Raw genomic sequence first — 24370 nt, forward strand, 5'->3', positions numbered from 1 at the left:
GATCGTCGGGGCGGTAGACCGACGACGCTAGGAGCGACGCGAGCCGGTTCGGTCGTACTCGGTTGCCTGGGAATGTGGGACCTACCTTGGGCGCCCGGCGAGGCGGCACACTTGCGGCATGACCCATCCGTACGCCCGGGAGCTCGGTGACTTCCTGCGTGCCCGGCGCAGCCGACTGCATCCACACGACGTCGGCCTGGAGCCGGGTGGCCGGCGCAAGGTCACCGGCCTGCGACGTGAGGAACTGGCCCTGCTCGCCGGGCTGAGCACCGACTACTACCAGCGGATGGAACAGGGCCGGGAGGTGCGCCCGTCCGACGACGTCCTGGACGCGCTCGCCGCCGCGCTCGGCCTCGACGACGAGGAACGCCGGCACCTGTTCACCCTGGCCCGCGCCGCCCGCCGGCCGATGCCCGCCCGGATGGACCAGGAGCCGGAAAAGGTCCCCGACACAACGCGGCGACTGCTGCGGGTGATGGACACGCCGGCGGTCGTGCTCGGCCGGCACCTCGATCTGCTCGACTGGAACCCGATGGCGCAGGCGCTGCTCGGCGACCCGGACGCCTACCCGCCCGACCGGCTCAACATGCTCCTGCTGATGTTCGACGACACGCTGACCGGCGAGCGAAGCTGCCCGGACTGGGAGCGCCAGGCCCTGGACTACATCGGCATGATGCGCACCGCCGTCGCCACCGACCCGACCCATCCTCGCGCCACCGCGATCGTCGGTGAGCTGAGCATCCGCAGCGCCGAGTTCCGGCGGCTGTGGGCCCGGCACGACGTCCGCGCGTCGGTCAGCGGCACCAAGACCTTCCGGGTGCCCGAGGTCGGCGACATCGTCCTGGACTGGGACACCTATCCGTTGCCCGGCAACCCCGGCCCGATCATGCTGGTCTTCACCGCCGAGACGGGCAGCGCCGACGCGGACCGGCTGCGGCTCCTGGCGTCGTTGCACGCGACCCGCTTGATCAGCTGAAGACCTATGCCGCGGTGAGGCCCGCCGTCACGGCCGGAGGACGACTGGCCGCCAAACTTTTCACAGCAGGCGTTTCACCTGGGTGAGAGCGTTCCGGACCATCTTGTACGTGTCCTCGCGCCGCCGGTCGGCCGGTGGCAGCACGTCACCGCCGTCCAGGGTGCGGCTCGCCGCGAGCAGCAGTCCCGCGGCCGCGCCGGCGGCCTGCCGGGCCGACGCGCGCCGGGACTGGGTGCGTTTCTCCACGCGGGAGGTCAGCCGGTCGATCTCGCCGCGCAGCCCGGCCTGCTCCTTGCGGTACCTGTCCGCCCGCATCTGCGCGAAGAACCCGAGTGCCGACCCGGGCGTCCGCCGTTCGTGGCCGGCGGCGTTGCACGCCCGCACCTGACCGTCGAGGGTGTAGGTGAACAGTGCGATCCCGGTGGCGTTCGCCCACTCCAGAGCCGCGGGCGTGTAACCGGAGCGGCTGTAGAAGAACGCGGTCGCGGCGGCCGCCTGGGCCACCCCGAACAGGTCCCGCAGCGACGGCTGACCGACCGGCTTGGCCCAGTGCTTGACCTGCGCCACCACACCGGTCGCCACCACGTCCACGCCACCGTCGGCGCCGCCCGCGGTGGTCCGCGCGTCGTGGAAGCCGAGCTCCCGGAGATGCCGCACGGCCAGTTCCTCGGCGGCCCGCCAGTCGGCGGCCGGCTTCGCAGTGGCCTGCCAGTCGGCGGCCGGCTTCGCGGCGGCCTGCCAGGCACCGGCCGGTTCCGCAGCGGCCCGCCAGGCACCGGCCGGTTTCTCGGCGGCCTGCCAGCCGTTGGCCGGCTTCTTGGCCTGCCAGTCGCCGGCCGGGCTCTCGGCGGGCCGCCATTCGCCGACGATCGGATCCTCGGCCACCGCGAACGCCCGGGACAGGCCGGCGAGCGCCCGCTCGCGTACGTCGGAGATGTCGAAACGCCCGGTGCGGCTCTCCAGCACCACGGTCGGGCCGGCACTGAACCGGACGGCCTCGACCGGCTGGTCGAGCCGGACCGGACTGGTCTGCCGCGCGGCGTGCCCCATGTCGGAGAAGAACCCGACCGCGACCACGATGACCCGGCCGTCGGCGACGGCGATGACCACCGCGTCCCGCCCGTGCCGGCCCCGGGCCAGCGCGTTCACCCGTCGTGCCTTGCCGAGCGCCGCCAGCACCGCCGGACTGTCCGTCACATCCTTGCAGCCGGAATCGGGGTACACGGAAGCGGTCCGGCGATCCAGCGACAGCAATCCTCCCAGTGCCACCGCGTAGTTCTATCGCGGCGGCCCGGACACCGGCATCCGCCGACCCGGCGATGATCCCGTTGGCTTCTCCGTCAAGATCCACCTATGGTGGTCTGATGCCGGCAGCGACAGTGCGTCCGCTCGCCGCCACCGTGGTGGCGGCCGTTCGTGCTGTCCACCGGCCGATGGCCACGACGGCGACCAACGGGCTGCCCCGCCCGGTGACCGCCGGTCGTGGCCCACCGGCGGATCCGCATCCTCGATCCGCCGCCAGGGCGAAGCTCATCAGCTTCGGCCCTTTTTCTTTTTCCGGCTCATTCATCGAACAGGAGCGACCATGAGTCTCCAGATCGAACGTCCCGGCCAAGACCGGCTCAGCACCGTACGATCGTTGCTGAGTGAGGAGTTCGCCGCCCAGACGGCACGGCTCAAGGACCTCACCGAGATCAACGCCGACACCGGCGACCCGGCCCAGGCCCACGACCGGGCGGCCATGCTGGCGGCCACCCGGCAGAGCCTCGACCAGATCACCAGCGCGCTGAGGCGCATCGCGGAGGGCACCTACGGCAGCTGCGATCGCTGTTCGACCCCGATCCCGGCCGACCGCCTGGAAGTGCTGCCACACGCCCGCTACTGCGTACCCTGCCAGCAGAAACAGCACGGCTGAGCCGACCGGCTGCCGCGCCACCCGGTGCGGCAGCCCCCGCCCTCGTCGTACCCCAGAAAGGATCTGCATTGACCACCTCACCGGTAGCGCTCGCCGTCGACCTGGGCAGCAGTACGGCCTCGGTGTGGGCCACCGGCCGTGGCGTCGTCAGCGCCCCCACCGGCGTCGGCGCGCTGGTCCGGCGCGGCCGTGTCACCGACGTCGACGGCTGCGTCGCCCTGCTGACCCAGCTCGTCGACCGCTTCCCGCGGCCGGCGCCGGTCGCCGACGTCGTCGTGGCCTGCCGGCCGGTGCTGTCCACCGAAGCCGACCAGGAGTTGATGCGCCGCGTGATCGACGGCGCTTTCGCGCCCCGCCGGACACTGTTCATCGACACGGTCCGTGCCGCGGCCATCGGATCCGGCGCGACCGCCGGAAACCTGCTGGTCGTCGACATCGGCGCCCAGCTCACCGAGACCGCCCTGCTCGAACACGGCCGGGTCACCGCCGCCCAGCGCGCCGACTACGGTATCCGCGACGGCGCGACCGGGCTGCTCACCGACATCGTCGCCCAGCACGTCGCGAACCTGCGCGCCACCGGCCACGCCGAAGCCCTGGCCGAGGCCACCGCCCGCGGCATCCTGCTGACCGGCGACGGCGCCCTGCACCCCGGCCTGCCGGAAGCGCTGGCCACCACCCTCGACGTACACGTACACCGCGCCGCCGACCCCCGCACGGCCGCCCTCGACGGCGCCGGCCGGGCCGCCATGTCCGCCCTACGCCATCCCGGGTTCGCTTGACCTCCCTCTGGCTGTCGTTCGGCGCCGGCACGGACCTCGCCGGCCTGCGGGCGTCGGCCCGGACACATCTTGACGGCCAGCTCGGCAGCGGGCACCTCGACGAGGCCCTCACGGTGATCGCCGCGCTCGTCGACCACGCCGGCGGCGAGGGCGAGCTGATCGTGAGCCGCCGCGACAACAACCTGCTCATCGAACTCGTGACCCGAACGGTCCTCGGCGGCTCACCGCCGAGCCCGCCCACACCGTGCTGGACCTACGGCGCCCACTCCACCGGCACCGGCGGCGTCATCTGGGCAGAGCTGGCTGCCCGGCCCTGCTCCAGCGGGGTCACCGCCGGGTGGAGACGATAGATCGCGCTCTCACCCTCACCGTCGTCCAGCGGTGCGAGGCTGAGCTGCTCGGCGGGGACCCGTCGTACGTAGCCGTGGCCGGATCCGCTGTCGATCCACACGTCGGCCCAGCCGTCGGCCGGCAGCACGCGCGGCCCGACCACCAGGACCGTTCCCGGGGTCACGGCTGTGGACCGGCTGGGCTCTGCTCGGCCAGGCAGTGGCCGGCTCCGTAGTCGAGGATGCGGCGTATGGCCTCCGAACGCTCGGCGGCCTGGTGCCGCTCGGCGTCACGCCACGCGCGCGCCGCTCTCGCCCGCCGCCGCCACAGCAGGCGGCGCATCGCCTCAGTCAGCATCTTCGCCTCCCGGTAGTCGGGCGGCGGCGAGGGAAATGACAGCACTCTCGCCGCCGCTGCACTGATCGTGCAGGGACGGCGGGCCGCAATGCGGGGGAACGCGTCCGGACACTGTCCAGGCCGGAGACTACGGACGCGGACACTGTCCGTGGACAGCGTGGACAGCTACGAGTCGGCCCGCGCCGCCCGCACCGCCTCGGTGTACAACTCAGTGGTCAGCTGACCCTCGTCGACACCGAGGTCGGCCAGCACCGCACGGACCGCGTCGAGCGCTTCGGCGAGGTCCTCCTCAAGGGCTTGCGTCTCCACTTCCAGGAAAGTGCCGTCCAGTTCGGGGACGCGGACCACGGTCGCCAGAAAGCTCCGCCCGCCGGAATCGAAGCGGAAATTCTCGCAATCCTTCGTCAACATCGTCGCCGGCGGGTATCCCAGCGCTTCGATGATGTACGCCACGGCGGCCGGGTCGGCCAGCGTGGTCTCGTACTCCGGCTTCGAGCCTGACCCGGCGTCCACCGCCGGCTCCTTGTACGTCAGCAGGTGTCGCACGCCGGCCACCGTTTCGACCGTGCGCACCCGCAGCTCCCGTCCGGCGCGGTCCAGGCTCCCGTCGGCCGTGTCGTAGTAGGTGTCTCGGTAGGTCGCCATCTCCGGCTCGGCGAACTCGGCAAGGGCGTCCCGGACGGTGGCAGGGTCGGCAAGACGGGCTTTCAGCTCGGCTTCGATCACGAAGACTCCTCAGATGACGCGGCGGGCGTGGGCGAACAGATCGTCGATCTGGCGCCGGAAACCCTGCCACAGTGAGCCCCGCTCGCTGTAGACCAGCTCGTGCATCGTCGACTCGTGCCCTTCCCAAGCGGCGGCGAAGCTGCCGACCCACATCAGCTGGTCGACGCGCAGAATTCGCCACACCGGCAGGCGGGTGTAGAGCCGCACTTCCAGGTCGAGCCCCGTGGCGGCCGCCGCAACCTCCTCCAGCCGTGCCAGCGTGTACTTGATTCCTGCCGTGAATGTTGCCGGCGACTCGCCGATCTCGGCAGCACGCTGGCCGGCGGCGTCGCAGTCCGGGTCGAGAAGCAGGATCCGGGCCCGCAGCGGCTTATCGCGGGAGTCGAGCCAGGATCGCAGGAGGGAATCGTTGAGCGCGATGAGGCCGAGGCCTCGGACGGCGAGCAGGTCGAGTTCCTCACCGACCGCGGCCCGTCGTCGGATCTCGGCCGCGACCCGCGCCTGGCCGGCGAAGTGCCGAGATATCTCGGGCACGAGAGCCGCCGTCACGGCTGTCCCGCCTATCTCGGCGGCGGCCCGTAGAGCACCTCCACCATGTAGCAGCGTGTCCAGCCGTTGCACGGTATCCCTGTCAGGCGTGGGTTTCCGATCCCGCTCCCACTCGGAGAGGATCGTGCGCGAGTGCTGGGTCAGTTTCGCAAGGTCACGCAGAGAAAGGCCTTGGCGGTCGCGAAGTCTGCGGAGCTCCTCGCCGAAGGTAGACGGTCGATCCACGGTCCAATCCCCTGCTAGCCGGTCAGGGCCCGGTCCGGCTAGTGTCCGGCCGCCGACATCGACGGTACGCCATGCAAACGCTCCGGCGGGCCGGTGGCGAGGTCGGCCGATAGGGTGAATATCGAGCAGATAGCCGTGCCGGAAGGCCGGGTCAGATCTCCAGGCGGGAGAGGCCGAAGGCCAGCAGGAAGCCGGCCACGGTGATCAGGCCGACCAGCAGGTGGGCGTTCTCGAAGGCCTCCGGGATCATCGTGTCGGCGACCATCGCCAGGATCGCGCCACCGGCCAGGGCGGTGATGGATGCCATCAGGCCGTCGGAGGCGTCACCGAGGACGGTGTAGCCGGCGACCGCGGCCAGGCCGCTGATGACGGCGATGCCGGTCCACAGGCCGAAGACGTACCGGCGGCTTCGGCCCGCGGCGCGCATTCCGGCGGCGCTGGACAGGCCCTCGGGGACGTTGCTGATGAACACCGCGCCGACCGTCACCGCCCCCACCGTACCGCCGGTGAGCAGGGTCGATCCGATGACGATGGACTCCGGAACGCCGTCCAGCAACGCACCGAGCGCGATGGCCGTACCCGAGCCGCCCTGGTCTTGCTCTGAAGGTTGTTGATCGCCGGAGCGTTTGCGGTGGCGGGCGCCGCGCCGGGCCAGCAGGACGTTGCAGCCGGTGTAGATCAACGCGCCGGCGGCGGCGCCGAACGTGGTGGGCCGCATGCCGCCCTGCTCGTAGGCCTCCTCGAAGAGTTCGAAGGCGACGGTCGACAGCAGCACGCCGGCGCCGAACGCCATCACCGACGCCAGCAGCTTGCGCGGCACCTTGACCAGGTAGCCGATCGCCGCGCCGAGCAGCAGCGCCGACCCGGCGAACAGCCCCCACAATCCGGCCTGCAACCACATGGGCATCATGCAGCGAGCGTACGAGCTAAACGGTGATCAACAGCGGCGGCGCGGCGATCGCTCACGTGGGAGGGCGCCGCGGACATTGACAGGGCCCGCCTCGGAGAATCACGCTGGCCGATACGAGGATGCGACTCTTCGAGGTGAGAGCCAATGTCGGCTGAGACTCGGGAACAGGTGGGCCCGCGCCCCCTTCCGCGCCTGCGACGTGAGGATCGTGGTCTGCCCTGGGTGGGCAATCTCTTCAAGTACCAGCGGGATCCGGTCGCGCTCTACCGGCGTCACTGGGAGCATTACGGGCCGGTCGCGCCGTCGTACATGTTCGGGAAGATCACGGCGATGATGCTCGGGCCGGACGCCTGCGGTGAGGTGCTGCAGAACCGGGACAAGGCGTTCGCCAACGGGCCGGCCTGGTCGCAGCTGGTCGGGCCGTTCTTCCGCCGCGGTCTCATGCTGATCGACTTCGACGACCACCACGGCCATCGGCGGATCATGCAGGAGGCGTTCACCCCGCAGCGGCTGGACGGCTACACCCGCCGCCTGCATCCGGCCGTCGAACGCGCCTTGGCGAGATGGGAGGCCGGCACCGAGATTCCGGCCTACTGGCGGCTCAAGCAGCTCACCCTGGACATCGCCGCCGACCTGTTCATGGGCGGTGTGGGCGCCACGGACACGGACGAGATGGACCGGATCAACCGGGCGTTCATCGCCTGTGTGCAGGCCGCCGCCGGCATCGTCCGGGCGGATGTGCCGATGACCCGCTGGGGACGCGCCTACCGTGGCCGGCGGAAGCTGGAGAGGTTCCTGCGCGGCTACCTGCCGGCGAAGCGGGCCACGGTCAGCGACGACATCTTCTCGGTGCTCTGCCACATCGAGACCGAGGACGGCGACCGGTTCAGCGACGACGACGTCATCAACCACATGATCTTCCTGATGATGGCGGCGCACGACACGTCCACCATCACCACCACCGCGATCCTGCAATACCTCGGCCAGCATCCCGGCTGGCAGGAACGCTGCCGGTCCGAGGCGCTGGCCCTCGGACCGGCCCCGGACCGGGCCGGCCTGGACTCGCTGGTCTCGGCCGACCTGGTCATGCGGGAGGCGCTGCGGCTGCGGGCGCCGGTTCCGGTGCTGGTCCGCTACGCCGTCAAGGACACGGTCGTGCAGGGAGTGCGCATCCCGGCGGACACGTTCTGCTCGCTCGGCATCCAGTTCACCCATCTGATGCCGCGGTACTGGACCGATCCCGAGGTTTTCGACCCGGAACGGTTCGGCCCGGATCGCCGGGAGGACCGGTCGCACCGGTTCGCCTGGATGCCGTTCGGCGGCGGCGTCCACAAATGCATCGGCATGCACTTCGGCGGCCTCGAGGTGAAGGCGATCCTGCACCGGCTGCTGCGTGAGTACCACTGGAACGTCGACCCGGACTATGTGGCGCCGCTGGACCACCACGCGCTGCCGTTCCCGAAGGACGGCCAGCCGATCACCCTGATCAGGAACTGAAGGGGACCAGGATGGATTTCGACGACACCCCCGACGAGGCGGCCTGGCGGGCGGAGGTGCGTTCCTTCCTGGACCGGCACCCGTCCGCCCCGGAGCAGCCGCGGGCCTGGCAGGCCATCCTGTACGACGCCGGGTTCGTCGGCGTCACCTGGCCGGTCGAGGCCGGTGGACGTGGCGGCACACCGATGCAGCAGGCGATCGTCGACCAGGAGACGGCCCGGCACGGCCTGCCCCCGCTGATCAACCTGATCGGGATCGGGATGTGCGGGCCGACCGTGATCGTGCACGGCAGCGACTCGCAGAAGCAGCGCTACCTCAAGCGGCTGCTGCGGGCCGACGACCTGTGGTGTCAGCTGTTCAGTGAACCGTCGGCCGGCAGCGATCTGGCCGCGCTGCGCACGCGGGCGGTCCGCGACGGCGACGGGTGGCGGATCAGTGGGCAGAAGGTGTGGACGACGCTCGCCCACCTCGCGGACTTCGGGATCCTGCTCACCCGTACCGATCCGGATGTGCCGAAACACCGCGGCCTCACGATGTTCGTGGTCGACATGAAGGCCCCCGGCGTCACGGTCCGGCCGCTGCGGCAGATGAACGGCGACGCCCACTTCAACGAGGTGTTCTTCGACGACGTACGGATCCCCGACGAGGAGCGGCTCGGCGACGTCGGCGACGGCTGGCGGGTGGCACTGACGACGCTGATGAGCGAGCGGCTGTCGCTCGGCGGCGGTGGCACGTCGATCGGCCCGAAACCGGAGGCGGTGGCCAGGCACGTCGCCGCGCACATCGGCGCGCTCCCCGAGGACCGGCAGGTGCTGGCCCGTCAGGAACTCGGCCGGGGGTACGTGGCCGCGCTCGGCGCCCGCTACACCGGCTACCGGCAGCTGTCGAAGCTGAGCCGCGGTGAACTGCCCGGCCCGGAGGCGTCGGCGGGCAAGCTCAGCGGCACCCGGTCGGCGCGGGACCTGACCGACCTCGCCGTACGCGTGCTCGGCCCGGACGCGGCGACCGCCGACGCCGCATGGCAGGACATGCAGGCACTGCTGCCCGGCATGGCCATCGCCGGCGGCAGCGACCAGGTGCTGCGCAACATCATCGGCGAGCGGGTCCTCGGCCTGCCCGCCGAACCTCGTGCGGACAAGGGCGTCACGTTCAGGGAGAGCATCCGATGAACTTCGATCTGGATCAGGAGCACCTCGACCTCGCCGACGGCGCCCGTGACTTTCTGTCCGCCTCGGCCTCCCCGGCTGCCGCCCGGTCCGCGCTCGACGAGGGCGCCGGTGTGCGGCCGGGCCGCGCCGAGCTGATCAAAAGCGGCTACGCGACGATCACCATCCCGGAGAGCGCCGGTGGGGGAGGCGGCACCGTTCTCCAACTCGCCGTGGTCGCCGAGCAGGCCGGACGGGTCCTCGCGGGTCCATCCCTGGTGAACTTCGCGCGCGCCGCCGTACTCCTGGAAAATGATCCGGACCGGCTTGCCGGACTCGCCGACGGCAGCCTGGCCGTCGCGGTCATCGACGACCATGACCCGGTTCTCGACGCGATCGGCGCCGACACCTTCCTCACCTTGCGCGACGGCACGCTGGTCTGCGGGCCGGGCCGGGTGACGGCACGCCGGCCGGTCGACGCGACTCGCGGTCTCGGTGACGTCACCCTGGGCGAGACCACCGATCTGGTACGCGACGCGCGCCCACGGTGGGCGAAAGCGGAACGCGTCGGCCGTACCATTCTGGCGGCCGAAGGCCTGGGGGCCGCGTCCCGGCTGCTGGGCATGGGTGTCGGGTACGCGAAGGAGCGGCACACGTTCGGCCGCCCGATCGGCTCCTATCAGGCCGTCAAGCACATGCTCGTCGACGTCTACGTGGCGGTGGAGCAGCTGCGGTCGCTGGTCTGGTGGGCCGCCTGGGCCGCCGACCGGGCACCCGGCGAACTGCCGCTGGCCGCGGCCGCCGCGAAAGCCGCCGCCGCGACCACCCTGGAACTCGCGGCCGAGACGGTGATCCAGGTGCACGGCGGCATCGGGTACACCTGGGAACACGACGCCCACCTGTACTGGCGGCGCGCCAAGACCGACCGTTTCCTGCTCGGTGACGATGTGGCGGCCTTCGACGAGGTCGCCCGGCTCGCGATGGGGGAGGCGGCCCGATGAGTCACCACCTCGGACTTCTCGCCGAGCAGGCCTACCAGCGTCTCGGCCACTACGAGTCGCTGTTCTTCGAGGGCCGGTGGCTGACCTCCACGGAGATTTACGAACGGTCCACCCGGGTCGCCGCCGGGCTGCGCGCGCACGGGGTGCGGCCCGGGGACCGGGTGGTCGTGATGACGATGAACACGCCGGAGGTGTTCATCTCCTACCGGGCGATCTGGCGGGCCGGTGCGGTGGTGACGCCGGTGATCTTCCTGCAGAGCGAGCCGGAGCTGCGGCACATCCTCACCGACTCCGGCGCCACCGCGGCGATCATCAGCCCGGAGCTGGCCGGACTGTTCGGCAAGGCCGCCGACGGGCTGGGCATCACCACGTTCGTCATCGGCGGCAACTACGCCGACCTCGAAACCGGGGAACCCGCGGGGATCGAACCGCGTGCCGACGACGACCTCGCGGCACTGCTCTACACCGGCGGCACCACCGGACGGGCCAAAGGCGTCATGCTCAGCCACCGCGGCCTGTGGGAGAACGGCCGCGGTCTCGAACAGGTCGCCCGGTCGGCGAACACCACCAGGTCGCTGCTGCCGTTGCCGCTGTCGCACGCGTACGGCCTGATCGTCGTCATCGGCGGCCTGCACTCCGAACGGCGGCTCGTGTCGGTGCTGCAACGCTGGTTCGACCCGGTCGGCTGGCTGGAACTGGTCGCCGAACACCGCCTCGAATCCAGCCCGGTCGTGCCCACGATGCTCCAGATGCTGCTCGCCCAGCCGTACGGGGATTACGACCTGTCGTCGCTGCGATCCTTCGGCTCGGGCGGCGCCACCCTGCCGCCCGCCATCCGCGCCGCCGCCGAGAAGGCGTTCGGCGTGACCGAGACCAGCGCCGTCGTGTCGGCGGAGACCCTCACCGGGCATCGTCCCGGCAGCGTCGGCAAGCCGCTGCCGCACGCCGAGGTCGCGATCGTCGACAGCGAGATCTGCGTCCGCGGTCCCGGCGTGATGCTCGGCTACTGGAACGACCCGGACCTGACCGCGCAGACCATCCGGGACGGCTGGCTGCACACCGGCGACATCGGCCGGCTCGACGACGACGGCTACCTCTACGTCGTCGACCGGATGAAGGACCTCATCATCCGCGGCGGCTTCAACGTCTACCCCCGCGATGTCGAGGATGTGCTGCTGGAACATCCGGCCGTGCAGGTCGCGGCGTGCGTCGGTCGACCGGATGCGGAGAGCGGTGAGGAGGTGGTCGCCGTCGTCCAGTTGGCGCCCGGGGAGCAGGCGACCGGGGCGGAGCTGGTCGCTTTCACCCGCGAGCGGATGGCCAAATACAAATACCCCCGCGAAATCACCGTCCTCGACGCGGTCCCGCTCACCAGCGTCGGAAAAATCAACCGCAAGGCGGTACGCGACATGCTGGCTCCTGAAAGCTGAGCGGGGTCGATGCGTCGGGTGGTGGCGGTGGGGCAGCTCTGACGTCCACGTCTCGATCAGGGCCACCATTTTCCTCATCCCCGGGTGACAGCAGACGATCAACGATCACGACTGCCTTCACCCCAAGGAGTGATCATGTCCGTAGGTTCCATCGGACCCGTCGCGTTCAGCGTGATCGCACCGGGCCAACTGCAAGACCCGCAGGCCCGGCAGGACCAGGTCAACGCCCAGGCCGACCTGCTCCAGGCGATGGTCAGTTCCGACCTGCCCATGAAGATGGTGCAGACCCTCAGCGACGGCAAAGGCGTCGACCTGTACCTGTGACCGCGTCCATGTGGTCACCTGACGGCTCGCAGGCTCCGCGCCAGGCTGGGGATCATCACCGCCGCCGGCACCAGGTGCAGCCCGACGAGGGTGACGGCGGTGGTGGTGGCCGCCCCGGAGATCAGGGGCGGGATCAGCGAGATCGCGGTCAGCGACACGGCCGTCCACACGAACAGTTCGGCCGGGCGGGCGCTCCAGCGCCGAAACGCGACCGCGATGACCACGCCCACGGCCGAGAAGAAGCCGGTCACCGTGGCGAACCCGGCCAGCGGGATCGCCTCGCCGCCGTCGGGGATCTCGAAATCGACACCGGCGGCCAGGGCGAGCGCGGCCGCGGCGGTGGTCGCCACCACCGCCACGACCACGGCGAGCAGGCCGGCGCCGACGAGCCTGATCGTGCTGTTCATCGCCGAACCTGCTCGGTGCCGTCCGCGGGCAGGCGCTCCGGCAGCCCGAGCCGTGCGAACCGGTCGGCGTGGAACGTGATGATCTCGGTGATCCGGCCGCCGACGATGCGCAGGACGTCGATCGTCAACGGCAGGTACGCACCCTCCCGCTCATTCCAGTGGTAGAAGGCGACGGCGGGCTGCCGGTTCACGGCCGTGGGGACGGCACGCAGGCCCGTCATGCCCTCGAAGCCGCACCTGGCCCAGAACCGCACGACCGTGTCGCGGCCGACGTACAGGCCCGGGGTCGGAGGCATCGAGGTCCGTACGTCCTCGCGCACCATCGCGGCGAGCGCCGGAATGTCGGTGGCCACGCTGGCGTCGGTGTAGCGGCGCACCAGCTCGCGGGTGGCGGCGTCGTCCGCACCGCCGGTCCAGTCCTGCCGTTCGGCCGGCAGGTGCTCGCGCATGCCGGTGCGGGCCCGCTGGAGCGCGCTGTTCACCGAGTTGACCGAGTCGCCGAGCAACTCGGCGACCTCCTTGGCTGGCCAGCCGAGCACGTCGCGCAGGATCAGTACGGCCCGTGGGCGCGGCGCGAGATGCTGGACGGCGACCAGGTACGCCAGCTCGATCGTCTCCCGCGCCACGGCGAGGGCCTCCGGCTCGTCGGCGGACAGTTCGTCGAGCAGCCGGTCCGGGTAGGGCTGGAGCCACAAAACCTCACCGCCGGTCGCCGGTTCCGGCCGGCACTTGGCGAGCAGGTCCAGGCAGGCGTTGGTGGCGATCCGGTACAGCCAGGCCCGGAACGTCGACCGCCCCTGGAAGGTCTCCCGCCGCCGCCAGGCCCGCAGGAACGTCTCCTGCACGGTGTCCTCGGCGTCCTCGAACGATCCGAGCATCCGGTAGCAGTGCACGTGCAGCTCCCGCCGGTGCCGCTCGGCCAGCCCCGAGAACGCCGGCTCGTCGATCTCACCCAGGTCCGCCGGCTGCGTGTCCGTACCCATGACGTCATCCTCCCGCTCATCGTGTGCCGTCACAGATAAGACGGGTACGGGCGGGGAAACTCATCACCGGCGCCGGCCGATCACAGCAGAGATGTCAGCGGGGCATCGGGCCCGACGGTCTCCAGGCCGAAATCAAGTTCCTCCCGTACGTTCTCGACGGTGTCGTCGTGGCCCAGCACCTCAGGAACGTCGTTGCTGAGTTCCAGCTGCTCGAGCATGTCGTAGGCCTCGCCCAGCGTCGTCGCGCCCATCCCGTACGCCCAGCGCAGCGTGTTCAGCGCCCCGGCCGAAGGGGAGAACTCCTCGTCCCACGTGTCAGTCACCGTCTGAAGATAGCGCCGGCGCCGACCAGGATGCGGACCGGCAGCTGTAGCAGCTTTGACCTGCGAAAACGCGCCGTAGATGGCCACCAGGGCCGTTTCGGTCGACCGGCGTGTGTTGTCGCCGAACGCTAGGCTCCTGCGGTGATCACCTGCGTCGTGCATTACACGATCGACCCGTCGAAGATCGAGGCGTTCGAACGCTTCGCCCGCGAATGGATGCGGCTGGTGACCGCCCACGGCGGCATCCATCATGGATACTTTCTGCCGGCCGAGGGCGCGAGCGACAAGGCCGAGGCCCTTTTCAGCTTCGAGAGCATGGCCGCGTACGAGCGTTACCGCACCCTTTTCGGCGTCGACGCTGAGTTCGTCGCCGCCGACCGGATCCGTGAGGAGTCCGGTTGTGTCCTGCGCTACGACCGCACCTTCATGCGCCCGCTCCTGCCGAACGGCTGAGGTCGAGGGATCGGTCATCCCGCGCCGAACGGCGTCCCGTCGCCTGCGTCACGCGGCGGAGAGGATAGTTGATCAACCTCCAGGGCGGAAGGTTGAGTCAAGATCAGGAGTGCTCTCACGCTGCCGCAAGGACGATCGGCGCCTCAACTCGGGCGGCGGAAGTCGGTGACGTCCGGGAGTCTCCGGAAGTCGGCTCGGTCTGATCGGGCCGGGCGTCCAGTCCGGAATGCCCTGTTATCCAGGGCTGGGTTAGGGTCGGCGCGTGCAGCCGGTTCCGTACGACCTCGCCGACACACCGACGAACCGTGCCGTGGCCGCGGCCCGATCGGTGGTGTCGTCACTCGGCCTGGCGGTCGAGGACACGGTCGTTCTCCAGGAGTCGAACCGGATCACGCTGCGCCTGCTGCCGTGCGACGTGCTGTCCCGGGTGTCCCGGGTGGGGCTCCAGGCCGCCCGGTTCGAGATCGAGATCGCGCAGCGGCTGGCCGCCGCGGGCAGCCCGGTGGCGGCACTCGACCCTCGTGTGGAACCGCGCGTCCACCAGTGGGACGGCCACGAGGTCACGCTGTGGGCCTACCACGAGCCGTCGACCCGGGAGATCACGCCGGCCGACTACGCCGGGGCACTGCGGCGGCTGCACGCCGGCATGCGGGGCCTCGACATCCCGGCGCCGCACTACACCGACCGGGTCGAACAGGCACAGCGCCTCCTGGCCGACCGCGACCGTACGCCCGATCTGGCCGACGACGACCGCGAGTTCCTCGACTCCACGATGCGGCGGCTGCGCCGGAGCATCGGCGAACGCGCCCGCGCCGAGCAACTCCTGCACGGCGAGCCGCACCCCGGCAACGTGCTACGGACGGGGACCGGCCCGCTGTTCATCGACCTGGAGACGTGCTGCCGGGGCCCGGTCGAGTTCGATCTCGCACACGCGCCCGAGGAAGTCGGCGACCACTATCCCGGCGTCGACCACGCCCTCTTGCACGACTGCCGGCTGCTCACGCTGGCGATGGTCACCACCTGGCGCTGGGACCGCGACGACCGGCTCCCGAACGGCCGCCACCTCGCGGCCGAGTGGCTCAGCCGGCTCCGAACACCGGCGCCCCGATGAACGTGGCCTCCGATGGCCTCAGAATCGGAACCGCAGGATGCGGCTGGACCGCCTGAAGCTTGGAATCAGATTCAGCAGGCGATATATACGACGTATGGTCGCAGGCGCCCGGTCCATCAGGACCGGCGAGTCGTTCATGGGCGCCTCGTCGACGTATTCGAGCAGCGGGTGCCAACTGGCCAGCGCGGCCGGGTCGTCGAAGCCGCACCGGAACACGGCGTTGTACATACGCCCGATCGGATCCCATCGCGAGCCGCGCCATGCCGAGACCGACACCGTGTCGAACAGCATCCGGCCGGTAGGGAAGGCGTCGACGACGCTGGTCAGGAGCCGCCGGACATCATCCTCCGTCAGGTAGGGCACCAGGCCCTCGGCGACCACGAGTACCGGACGGCCGCGCGGAACCTGCTCCAGCCAGGCGAGGTCGGTGACGTCTGAACCGATCAAGGTGCAGTGTTCGCGCGGCGGCAGGTGTTGCCTTCGCAGGTCGATGACGGAGGGAAAGTCCAGGTCATACCACTCCACGGTGACCGGCGGATCGATCCGGTACACCCGGGCGTCGAGGCCGCAGCCCAGGTTCAGCACCACCGCGTCGCGATGATCGGCGAGGAAGTCTCGTGCCCAGTCGTCGAGGGCCTTGGCGCGCACCACGGCGGCGAGGCCCAACTGACTGGCACGGAATCTGCCCTTGTCGTAGCCGGGGTCGAGACGGCGCATCACCCGCTCGGCGTGCGGGTCGCCGAGGATGGGTACCGGCAGCCGGTTGTCCAGCGCTTTGGCCTTGAGGACGGGGTTGAGGGTCTTCTGCACCCCGACGAGATCCACGTCAACGACGATACCTCCGGCGAGTACGCGTCCGTCGACGTCGACGACCTGTCCCAATGAGTCCGGCGTCACCCGCCGCATCGTGATCGACATGCGCCGACCCAACCACATCACGGCGACGGCGCAACCGGGTTTCACCGCCGACCACGGAATCGGGGATCTTGGATATTGTCTGTCGCATGTCAGTGGATCTCGTTGATAAAGCGGTCGAGCTGCTCTGCGACAACTACATCTTTCCCGCCAAGGCTCAGGCGGCGGCCGCGGGCATCCGCCGACGGCGGGCGGCCGGCGAGTACGACGGCTTGGACGAGGCCGCTCTCGGCGAGCGGTTGACCGCCGAGCTGTTCGAGGTGTGCAAGGACAAACATCTTCGGGTACGGGTACGCGAGGAGGGAATGCGCGCTGCCCTCACCGAGCCCGAGCTGGAGGCGGCGTGGCGTGAACAGCTGCGGCTCACCAACTACGGCATCGCCCGGGTGGAACGCCTGGACGGAAACGTGGGCCTGGTGGATCTGCGGTCGGTGACCTCAGCGGACGTCGGAGGGCGTGCGATCGCCGCTGCGATGGAGCTGGTGTCACAGACCCACGCCCTGATCGTCGACCTGCGCAAGAACCGTGGTGGCGCTCCCGACGGGGCCATTTTCTGGACCAGCTACTTCTTCCCCGACGGGGAGACCCACCTCAACAGCGTCTACATCGGTGCGACCGGCCACACTCGCCAGTACTGGAGTCATTCCTGGCTGCCCGGCGAGCGGTATCTGGACCGGCCGGTGTATCTGCTGACCAGCGGAACCACTTTCTCCGGCGGTGAGGAGATCTGTTACAACCTCAAGGCGCAGGGTCGTGCGGTTCTGATCGGTGAGACGACGCGGGGAGGCGCCCATCCCACGCAGCCGTTCCCGATCACGCCCACCTTCGAGATCACCGTGCCGGTGGCCCGTTCGGTCAATCCGGTCACCGACGGCAACTGGGAGGGCGTCGGCGTCGAGCCGGACGTGCCGGTGCCCGCCACGGAGGCGCTCGACGTGGCCTACCGGCAGGCCCTACAGCACGTCCTGGCGACCAGCATCTCACCCACCGTCCTGGCCGAGGCGCGATCCGCACTGAGCTGACCGTCCTGAGCGGCGGCGTAGGGTGCCATCGTGATCAATGCTTCTCGTTTGGTGGTCGTGTCCGGTGGTGCGACGGGGATCGGTCGGGCGATCGCCGGCGCGTTCGCGACTGATGGCGACCGGGTGGTCATCATCGGCCGGCGGGAGGAACTGCTGCGCCAGGCGGCCGAGGAGATGAACCGGGCGGCCGGCTCGGCTTCCGTGATTCCGATCGGGGCGGATCTGACGGAGCCGTCCGAGGTCGAGCGTGCGGCGGATCGGATCGCCGAGCTGGGCACGGTCGACGTGCTCGTGAACAATGCGGGCGCGATCATCACGCCGCCGGCCGAGAGTGGTCTCGGCGCGCTGGCCGCGTCCTGGCGTCACGACCTGGAGATCAACCTGATCACGGCGGTGTTGCTCACGAACGCGCTGCTGGACCGGTTGACCCGGCCGGGTGGGCGGCTCGTCATGATCAGTTCGGCGGCGGCCCAGCGGGGCGGTGCGGGTTCGCACTCGGCCGGCTCGTACGCGGCGGCGAAGGCCGCCCTGCACGGGTGGGCTCTCGGCCTGGCCCGGCAGCTCGGCCCGGACGGCATCACGGTGAACATCCTGGCTCCCGGCTACATCCAGGACACCGACATCTTCCGAGGCCAGGACACCCCGGAGTTCGTAGCCGCGAAGATCGCCGACACGCTGGTCGGGCGCCCGGGGACACCGGCCGATGTGGCGGCCGCGGTCCGCTACATCGCCTCCGCCGACGCCGGCTACCTCACCGGCCAGATCATCGGCCTCAACGGCGGAGCGGTTCTCGGCCGTTAGAGACCCTCCACGGTCGAGGTCCGCGTTTCGCTCGGGAACGGACATGCTCAGTGGTGCCGGCGGCGACCCCGGGACAACCGAAATGCGTGACGGCCGGGACCGCGGGGGAGAACCCGCGACCCCGGCCGGGGATCAGGCGCTCGCGGTGGCGAGCTCGCGCTCGGTGGTGGCCAGGTGCCGGGCGAGGGCCGCACCCTCGACGTCGACGTTCGGCAGGATTCGCTGGAGGCCGGCCGGCAGCCACCACGCGGCCCGTCCCATCAGGGAGAGCACCGCGGGCACGATCGTCATCCGTACGATGAAGGCGTCGACCGCGACGCCGACGGCGAGCGCGAAACCGAGCGACTTGATGATCGCGTCGTCGGCCATGATGAAGCCGGCGAAGACGCTGATCATGATGAGCGCCGCGGCGGTGACGACCCGGCCGCCGTGCCTCATGCCGCTGATGATCGCCTCGTCCGGCGCCGCGCCGTGCACGAAGTCCTCGCGGGTCCGGGTGACCAGGAAGACCTCGTAGTCCATGGCCAGGCCGAACAGGATGCCGACCAGGAAGATCGGCATGACGCTGACGATCGGGCCGGTGGTGTCCAGGCCGATCAGGTCGGCGAGGTGACCGTTCTGGAACACGGCGACCAGGGCGCCGAACGCCGCCGCGACCGACAGCAGGAACCCGGCGGTCGCCTTCAGCGGCACCAGGATGCTGCGGAACACCAGCATGAGCAGGACAAGAGCCAAACCGACAACAATGATCAGGTACGGGATGAGCGCACCCGACAGCTTGGCCGAGATGTCGATGTTGACCGCCGTGCTGCCGGTCACCGACACCCGGGTCCCGGCGCTCTCCGGCAGGTCCCGGATCGCCTGGACCAGGTCCTGGGTGGCCTCGCTGGTCGGCGCGCTCTCCGGCAGCACGGTGAGCATCGCGGTGCCGCCCGCCTTGTCGACCGTGGCCGGCAGCACCATGGCGACGTCGTCCATGCCGGCGAGGGTCTTCTGCACCTGTGCGGCGGCGGTCGCCGCGTCGTCGCTCTCGACGACCACGACGAGCGGGCCGTTGAAGCCGGCGCCGAAGCCCTCGGCCAGCTGGTCGTAGGCCCTCCGTTGGGTGGAGGTGACGGCCGCGGAGCCGTCGTCGGGCAGCGCCAGGCGCAGGTCGGTGGCGGGCAGCGCGACCACGGCGAGGACCGCGGCGGAGACCAGCAGGGCCGCCCAGCGGTGCTTGACGACGATGCGGGCCCAGCGCTCCCCGAACGGCATCCTCGGCGTACGGTCCGCGTGCTGTCCGCCGTCGCGCAGCCGCTTGGCGATGACCCTGCGGCCGGCGAAGCCGAGGATCGCCGGTACCAGGGTGAGGGTGACCAGTACGGCGACGGCCACGGTGCCGGCGGCGGCGATACCCATCGCGGTCAGGAACGGGATGCCGGTGACCGCCAGCGCCGCCAGCGCGATGACCACGGTGAGGCCGGCGAAGACGACCGCGGACCCGGCGGTGCCGACCGCCCGTCCGGCGGCCTCCTCGGGGTCGCGGCCCACCGCGAGTTCGCCCCGGTAGCGGGAGACCACGAACAGGGCGTAGTCGATGCCGACGGCGAGGCCGAGCATGGTGGCCAGGGCGGGCGTGGCCGCGGACAGGTCGAAGAAGCCGGTGGCGATCTGGATGCCGAGCATGCCGATGCCGACGCCGATCAGGGCGGTGAGCAGCGGCAGGCCGGCCGCGACGAGGGAGCCGAAGGTGAGCAGCAGGACCAGGGCGGCGACGGCGATACCGAGCGTCTCGCTGGAGTGGCCACCCTCGGCGAGCTTGCTGGCCTCACCGGAGAACTCGACGCCGATGCCGGCGGCCCGGGCGGCGGCACCGGTGTCCAGCAGCGCCTCGCGCGCCTCGTCGGTGACGTCCGCCGCGGCTTCGGTGTAGGTGACCGTGGCGTACCCCGTCCGCAGGTCTTGCGAGATCGTCTTGCTCTCGTAGGGGCCGGCCACCGACGCGACCTGGGGCGCCTTCGCCAGTTCGGCGATGGTGGCCTCGACGGCCGCCTTCTGCGGAGTGCCGGTGAGGGTGGCGTCCCCGGTGACGGTGAAGACGACCTTGACGCTGGCGGTGCCGTCGCCGCTGCCGCCGAACTTCTCGGTGATGACGTCCATGGCACGCGACGACTCGGTGCCCGGAATGGAGAAGGCGCCGCTGGTCGGGCCGGAGAGCGTGGCCGCGCCGAGCCCGAACAGGGCGAGCACGGTCACCCAGATCGCGAGGGTGAGCCGGCGGCGCCGGAACGAGAACCGGCCGAGCCGGTAGAGCAGGGTGGCCATGAGAGGGGCCCTCCGACGGTCGTGAACTGGGGACGCTCTCAACGATCGCGATCGCGGGGCCTTCGGTCGTCGTGTCAGCGCGGGCATCGGTGTACCGCGGACGCGGTATCTTCGCCGGACCCCGGATACTGCGGGAACAGGACGATCCCGGGGCCGCGGCCGCCTACCGTCGGGGCCATGCACGTCAACGGCACCGGACGGATCCCTCCCTGGCTGGGTGACGCGGCCCTGGCCGGCGGCCTGGTGGTGACAGTGCTGACGCTGGCGCCCCCGGCCGACACCGGGCTGACCGTCACGCTCGCCGCCGTCGCCGCGGGCGCGGCCATGCTGCGCCGCCGGTACCCGGAGCAGGTGCTGACCGTGGCCACCGCCGTCGTGGTGCTCACCCTGCTGACCGGCACCCCCGCCGCCGGGCTGTTCATCGCGCTCGGTGCGCTGAACTACTCGACCGCCCTCTACAGCCGGCGCCGCCGGCCCTGGTTCTACGCGGCGACCGTGTGGGTCGCCATCGTGACCGCCGGCACGATCATGAGCGGCGCCGCCTGGTGGACGTCCGATCAGTGGGCCCTGTTCGCGTTCATCTTCGGCGGGGCCGGTGCCGGTGACTCGACACGGATGCGGCGGGCGTACATCGCCGAGGTGACCGAACGCGCCCGCCAGGCCGAACAGACCCGTGAGGAGGAGGCCCGGCGGCGGGTCATGGACGAGCGCCTGCGGATCGCCCGCGAACTGCACGACGTCGTCGCCCACCACATCGCGGTGATCAGCGTGCACGCCGGCGCGGCCGGGCACGTGCTGCGCAACGACCCGGAGAAGGTGTGGCCGGTGCTCGGGCACATCCGGCAGGCCGCCGACACCGTCCTCGACGAGATCAAATCCGTGATCGGCGTGCTCCGCGACCCCGGTGAGCTGCCGGCCACCGAACCCACCTCCGGCCTCGACCGGCTCCCCGGCATGCTCGCCGGGCTCGAGGCCATGGGCTTCGAGGTACGCCATCGGCAGACCGGAACGCCCCGGCCGCTGCCCGCGGTGGTGGACCTGGCCGCCTACCGGATCGTGCAGGAGGCGCTCACCAACGCCCACCGGTACGGCGACGGCAGCGCCGACCTCGACCTCACCTACACCGACGGCGAGGTGACGATCGAGGTCGTCAACCGGGTGGCCCGGTACCGCGGCCGCTCCGGCTCCGGGTTCGGCCTGCTCGGGATGCGTGAGCGGGCGGCCGTCGCGCACGGCGCCGTCACCGCCGGTCCGGTGTCCGGTGGCCGGTTCCGGGTGCACGCGGTGCTTCCCGCCGCCGAGAACGGGCTGAGCTGGAACGACGAACCCACCGAACTGACGCCCACCACCGCCGAAGGACGCTGACCACCGTGCCGATCCGTGTGCTGCTCGCCGACGACCAGGCCCTCATCCGCGCCGGCTTCAAAATGATCATCGACGCCGACCCGGACGTCGAGGTGGTCGCCGAGGCCTCCGACGGGCGGGAGGCGGTGGATCTCGCGCACACCGCCCGCATCGACGTCGTCCTGATGGACATCCGGATGCCGAACCTCGACGGCATCGAGGCCACCCGGCGCATCTGCGCCGACGACCGGCTTGCCGGGGTACGGGTGCTGGTGCTCACCACGTTCGACAACGACGAGAACGTGGTGCTCGCGTTGCAGGCCGGGGCCAGCGGCTTCCTCGGCAAGAACGTCCACCCCGCCGAACTGGTGAACGCCATTCGGGTGGTCGCGGCCGGTGACGCGCTGCTGTCACCGAAGGCCACCCGCGGTCTGATCGGCGCCTTCGTGAGCCGCACCCGCCCGGCGGTCACGACGCGACCGCCCACGCTGGACCTGCTCACCGACCGGGAGAAGGAGCTGATGATCCTGGTCGCGCACGGCCTGTCCAACGACGACATCGCCCAGCGGCTCCACCTCTCACCGCTCACGGTCAAGACCCATGTCAATCGTACGATGAGCAAACTCGCCGCCCGTGACCGCGCGCAGCTGGTGGTGATCGCCTACCAGAGCGGCATGGTCCTGCCGGGTGACGCGCTGCCAGCGCATTGACGTCAATCTTTCTCGAAAAGTGTGATCCCGGTCGTCGTCACGCATCTGCAACACGATGGGAACGCTCCCAGTAGGAAGGGTTCAGCATGTCCGTGACCAGATCCGTCCTGGCCGTCGCCGCCGCCGGAATCCTCGCCGCCGGTGCCGTGGTGCTGACCGGCCCGCCCGCCAGTGCCGCCACCGTGGCGGCCTTCCCGGGCGCCGCCGGCCCGGCGATGTACGCCACCGGTGGCCGGGGCGGCGACATCTACCACGTCACCAACCTCACCGACAACGCGAGCAGCCCGGCCGCCGGCTCCCTGCGGTACGGCATCACCACCGCGCCCGGCAGCGGCCGGACGATCGTCTTCGACGTCGCCGGAACGATCAGACTGTCCCCGGCCGGGCGGCAGGGCTGGCTCGGCATCGGCACGAGCAACCTGACCATCGCCGGGCAGACCGCGCCGAAACCGGGCATCACGATCATGGGCCAGGCCACCAAGGTGACCGGGAAGAACATCGTTCTGCGGCACCTCAGGTTCCGGCCCGGCAAGGACCAGGCCAACCCGGAGGTGGCCACCAACGACGGCCTCTGGATCACCGGTGACCAGGTCATCGCCGACCACGTCTCGGTCAGCTGGCACGACGACGAGGGCATCAGCACCAGCGACGGCGCCGGACAGGTGTCGGTGCAGTACGCCATCGTGTCCGACGGGCTCAACTACAACGGCCACAGCTACGGGGCGCTGATCGGCAGCGACGTGACCGGGTCGAACATCGCCTACCATCACAACCTGTTCGCCCACCACATCAGCCGGCTGCCCCGCCTCGGCAACGAGACCGGCGCGGTCAACAACGTGGAGTGGAGCAACAACGTCGTCTTCGAGGGCAAGGGCTACAGCGGCACCGACCAGCTCGCCAACGCCAACTTCGCCGGCAACACCTACCTACGGCACAACTCCGGCAACCCGGAGGTCTACACCGGGGCGACCGGCACCAGCGCCTACCTCTCCGGCAACCGCGCCGACTACGACGGCGACGCCAACCTGACCAACGGGGTGGACATCGCCTGGGACCGGTACACCGGCATCCCCACCCACAGGACGGCGCGATTCGACGTACCGAACATGACCACCGAATCCGCCGGCGCCGCCCTCACCCGGGTGCTGAACAACGCCGGCGCCTTCTGGTGGGCCCGCGACGCCGTGGACACGCGGGTCGTGACCGAGACCAGGAACACCAGCGGTGGCGTGATCAACGACCCGAACGCCACCGAGTGGAACAACCTGTGGAACGCCTCGCAGGTCAGCAGCCCCAGCGGCTGGGACACCGACCGGGACGGCATGCCGAACGCGTGGGAGAGCGCCAACGGCCTGAACCCGAACACCGCCGACCACAACGGCGACGCGGACGCCGACGGCTACCGCAACATCGAGGAGTACCTGGACTACGCCGCCCAGGGCAGCCCCGCCCTGCCCAGTTCGTCGCCGACCACCTCGACGCCGCCGGTGACCGGCGCTTGCGCCGCGACCTACCGGACGACCAACTCGTGGAGCGGCGGCTTCCAGGGCGAGGTCACCGTGACCGCCGGCAGGGCCATCAGCGGCTGGAGCACCGGCTGGACGCTGGGCAGCGGCCAGGCCGTCAGTCAGCTCTGGAACGGCACGCTCAGCACCAGCGGAAGCGCCGTCACGGTGACCAACGCGAGCTACAACGGCGCGCTCGCCGCCGGAGCGTCGACCACGTTCGGGTTCACCGCGACCGGTACGGCGACCACGCCCGCCATCAGCTGCACCGGAGCCTGACAGGCGTCTGAACCGGGCCCGCACGGGGTAAAACGGGACACCGGAC

At 70.5% G+C, this 24370-nt stretch carries 26 protein-coding genes and 1 pseudogene; 16 read left to right on the plus strand and 11 right to left on the minus strand.

Features of this window, described 5'->3' with window-relative positions:
* Positions 1-118: 118 nt before the first annotated feature.
* Positions 119-976: a helix-turn-helix transcriptional regulator gene (locus BJ964_RS29105; RefSeq protein WP_188123659.1), complete on the plus strand. Its 858-nt coding sequence runs from the start codon at positions 119-121 to the stop codon at positions 974-976.
* A 60-nt stretch (positions 977-1036) separates the two neighbouring features.
* On the opposite strand, the gene BJ964_RS29110 is transcribed toward BJ964_RS29105, so the two are convergent.
* Positions 1037-2173: a restriction endonuclease gene (locus tag BJ964_RS29110; RefSeq protein WP_188123660.1), complete on the minus strand. Its 1137-nt coding sequence runs from the start codon at positions 2171-2173 to the stop codon at positions 1037-1039.
* A gap of 388 nt (positions 2174-2561) precedes the next feature.
* Between BJ964_RS29110 and BJ964_RS29115 the strand changes: the two genes are divergently transcribed.
* The 3 genes from BJ964_RS29115 (at position 2562) to BJ964_RS29125 (ending at position 4020) form a co-directional block, all read left to right on the plus strand.
* The gene (locus tag BJ964_RS29115; RefSeq protein WP_188123661.1) at positions 2562-2891 is read left to right on the plus strand and encodes a TraR/DksA family transcriptional regulator; all 330 of its coding nucleotides are present in this window, start codon (positions 2562-2564) and stop codon (positions 2889-2891) included.
* 68 nt (positions 2892-2959) lie between these two features.
* Positions 2960-3670, plus strand: a complete 711-nt coding sequence (locus BJ964_RS29120) for a rod shape-determining protein (RefSeq protein WP_188123662.1) — start codon at positions 2960-2962, stop codon at positions 3668-3670.
* Positions 3667-4020 (plus strand): hypothetical protein, encoded by a 354-nt coding sequence (locus tag BJ964_RS29125; protein ID WP_188123663.1) that lies wholly within the window; start codon positions 3667-3669, stop codon positions 4018-4020. Before BJ964_RS29120 ends, BJ964_RS29125 begins: the two co-directional genes overlap by 4 nt.
* A gap of 160 nt (positions 4021-4180) precedes the next feature.
* Here BJ964_RS29125 and BJ964_RS29130 read toward each other — a convergent pair whose 3' ends face one another.
* From BJ964_RS29130 to BJ964_RS29145, 5 genes and pseudogenes are all read right to left on the minus strand, one after another.
* Positions 4181-4357 carry a hypothetical protein gene (locus tag BJ964_RS29130; protein WP_188123664.1) on the minus strand — a complete coding sequence of 59 codons (177 nt, stop codon included), beginning with the start codon at positions 4355-4357 and terminating at the stop codon, positions 4181-4183.
* Positions 4358-4522: 165 nt separating this feature from the next.
* A complete protein-coding gene (locus tag BJ964_RS29135) occupies positions 4523-5083 on the minus strand; it encodes a class IV adenylate cyclase (protein WP_188123665.1) in 561 nt (186 codons plus the stop codon).
* A 9-nt stretch (positions 5084-5092) separates the two neighbouring features.
* Complete coding sequence (locus BJ964_RS29140; RefSeq protein WP_229806784.1) at positions 5093-5632, minus strand: hypothetical protein; 540 nt, start codon at positions 5630-5632, stop codon at positions 5093-5095.
* 33 nt (positions 5633-5665) lie between these two features.
* Positions 5666-5857 (minus strand): annotated as a pseudogene (locus BJ964_RS49570) (helix-turn-helix domain-containing protein); the annotation flags it as partial.
* A 151-nt stretch (positions 5858-6008) separates the two neighbouring features.
* Positions 6009-6767 carry a ZIP family metal transporter gene (locus BJ964_RS29145; RefSeq protein ID WP_229806785.1) on the minus strand — a complete coding sequence of 253 codons (759 nt, stop codon included), beginning with the start codon at positions 6765-6767 and terminating at the stop codon, positions 6009-6011.
* A 144-nt stretch (positions 6768-6911) separates the two neighbouring features.
* On the opposite strand from BJ964_RS29145, the gene BJ964_RS29150 reads away from it, so the two are divergent.
* The 5 genes from BJ964_RS29150 (at position 6912) to BJ964_RS29170 (ending at position 12164) form a co-directional block, all read left to right on the plus strand.
* On the plus strand, positions 6912-8264 hold the full coding sequence (locus tag BJ964_RS29150; protein WP_188123667.1) for a cytochrome P450: 1353 nt from the start codon (positions 6912-6914) through the stop codon (positions 8262-8264).
* 11 nt (positions 8265-8275) lie between these two features.
* Positions 8276-9433, plus strand: coding sequence for an acyl-CoA dehydrogenase family protein (locus tag BJ964_RS29155; protein WP_188123668.1), 1158 nt, complete (start codon positions 8276-8278; stop codon positions 9431-9433).
* Positions 9430-10410 carry an acyl-CoA dehydrogenase family protein gene (locus BJ964_RS29160; protein ID WP_188123669.1) on the plus strand — a complete coding sequence of 327 codons (981 nt, stop codon included), beginning with the start codon at positions 9430-9432 and terminating at the stop codon, positions 10408-10410. Before BJ964_RS29155 ends, BJ964_RS29160 begins: the two co-directional genes overlap by 4 nt.
* Complete coding sequence (locus BJ964_RS29165; protein WP_188123670.1) at positions 10407-11840, plus strand: class I adenylate-forming enzyme family protein; 1434 nt, start codon at positions 10407-10409, stop codon at positions 11838-11840. Before BJ964_RS29160 ends, BJ964_RS29165 begins: the two co-directional genes overlap by 4 nt.
* A gap of 135 nt (positions 11841-11975) precedes the next feature.
* On the plus strand, positions 11976-12164 hold the full coding sequence (locus BJ964_RS29170; RefSeq protein ID WP_188123671.1) for a hypothetical protein: 189 nt from the start codon (positions 11976-11978) through the stop codon (positions 12162-12164).
* 14 nt (positions 12165-12178) lie between these two features.
* Here the strand turns inward: BJ964_RS29170 and BJ964_RS29175 are convergent, their stop codons facing one another.
* From BJ964_RS29175 to BJ964_RS29185, 3 genes are all read right to left on the minus strand, one after another.
* A complete protein-coding gene (locus tag BJ964_RS29175; protein WP_188123672.1) occupies positions 12179-12571 on the minus strand; it encodes a DUF6069 family protein in 393 nt (130 codons plus the stop codon).
* Positions 12568-13554, minus strand: coding sequence for an RNA polymerase subunit sigma-70 (locus tag BJ964_RS29180; protein WP_188123673.1), 987 nt, complete (start codon positions 13552-13554; stop codon positions 12568-12570). Before BJ964_RS29180 ends, BJ964_RS29175 begins: the two co-directional genes overlap by 4 nt.
* An 80-nt stretch (positions 13555-13634) precedes the next feature.
* A complete protein-coding gene (locus BJ964_RS29185; RefSeq protein ID WP_188123674.1) occupies positions 13635-13877 on the minus strand; it encodes a hypothetical protein in 243 nt (80 codons plus the stop codon).
* 141 nt (positions 13878-14018) lie between these two features.
* Here BJ964_RS29185 and BJ964_RS29190 point away from each other — a divergent pair, with 141 nt between their 5' ends.
* Both BJ964_RS29190 and BJ964_RS29195 read left to right on the plus strand, forming a co-directional pair.
* Positions 14019-14330, plus strand: coding sequence for an NIPSNAP family protein (locus BJ964_RS29190; protein WP_188123675.1), 312 nt, complete (start codon positions 14019-14021; stop codon positions 14328-14330).
* A gap of 262 nt (positions 14331-14592) precedes the next feature.
* The gene (locus BJ964_RS29195) at positions 14593-15441 is read left to right on the plus strand and encodes a phosphotransferase enzyme family protein (RefSeq protein ID WP_229806786.1); all 849 of its coding nucleotides are present in this window, start codon (positions 14593-14595) and stop codon (positions 15439-15441) included.
* An 18-nt stretch (positions 15442-15459) separates the two neighbouring features.
* Here the strand turns inward: BJ964_RS29195 and BJ964_RS29200 are convergent, their stop codons facing one another.
* Entirely contained in the window at positions 15460-16347 is an 888-nt protein-coding gene (locus BJ964_RS29200; RefSeq protein ID WP_188123676.1) for a class I SAM-dependent methyltransferase, read from the minus strand.
* 98 nt (positions 16348-16445) lie between these two features.
* Between BJ964_RS29200 and BJ964_RS29205 the strand changes: the two genes are divergently transcribed.
* Positions 16446-17378: a S41 family peptidase gene (locus BJ964_RS29205; RefSeq protein WP_188123677.1), complete on the plus strand. Its 933-nt coding sequence runs from the start codon at positions 16446-16448 to the stop codon at positions 17376-17378.
* Positions 17379-17408: 30 nt separating this feature from the next.
* The gene (locus tag BJ964_RS29210; RefSeq protein ID WP_229806787.1) at positions 17409-18179 is read left to right on the plus strand and encodes an SDR family NAD(P)-dependent oxidoreductase; all 771 of its coding nucleotides are present in this window, start codon (positions 17409-17411) and stop codon (positions 18177-18179) included.
* A 132-nt stretch (positions 18180-18311) separates the two neighbouring features.
* Here BJ964_RS29210 and BJ964_RS29215 read toward each other — a convergent pair whose 3' ends face one another.
* Positions 18312-20486: an MMPL family transporter gene (locus BJ964_RS29215; protein WP_188123678.1), complete on the minus strand. Its 2175-nt coding sequence runs from the start codon at positions 20484-20486 to the stop codon at positions 18312-18314.
* A gap of 177 nt (positions 20487-20663) precedes the next feature.
* Between BJ964_RS29215 and BJ964_RS29220 the strand changes: the two genes are divergently transcribed.
* The 3 genes from BJ964_RS29220 to BJ964_RS29230 all read left to right on the plus strand — a co-directional run bounded on the left by BJ964_RS29220 (position 20664) and on the right by BJ964_RS29230 (position 24324).
* Positions 20664-21851 carry a sensor histidine kinase gene (locus BJ964_RS29220; protein WP_188123679.1) on the plus strand — a complete coding sequence of 396 codons (1188 nt, stop codon included), beginning with the start codon at positions 20664-20666 and terminating at the stop codon, positions 21849-21851.
* Positions 21852-21856: 5 nt separating this feature from the next.
* The gene (locus BJ964_RS29225; protein ID WP_188123680.1) at positions 21857-22540 is read left to right on the plus strand and encodes a response regulator; all 684 of its coding nucleotides are present in this window, start codon (positions 21857-21859) and stop codon (positions 22538-22540) included.
* Positions 22541-22626: 86 nt separating this feature from the next.
* A complete protein-coding gene (locus BJ964_RS29230; RefSeq protein ID WP_188123681.1) occupies positions 22627-24324 on the plus strand; it encodes a cellulose binding domain-containing protein in 1698 nt (565 codons plus the stop codon).
* Positions 24325-24370 lie beyond the last annotated feature (46 nt).

Source organism: Actinoplanes lobatus (genome assembly GCF_014205215.1).
GTDB lineage: Bacteria > Actinomycetota > Actinomycetes > Mycobacteriales > Micromonosporaceae > Actinoplanes > Actinoplanes lobatus.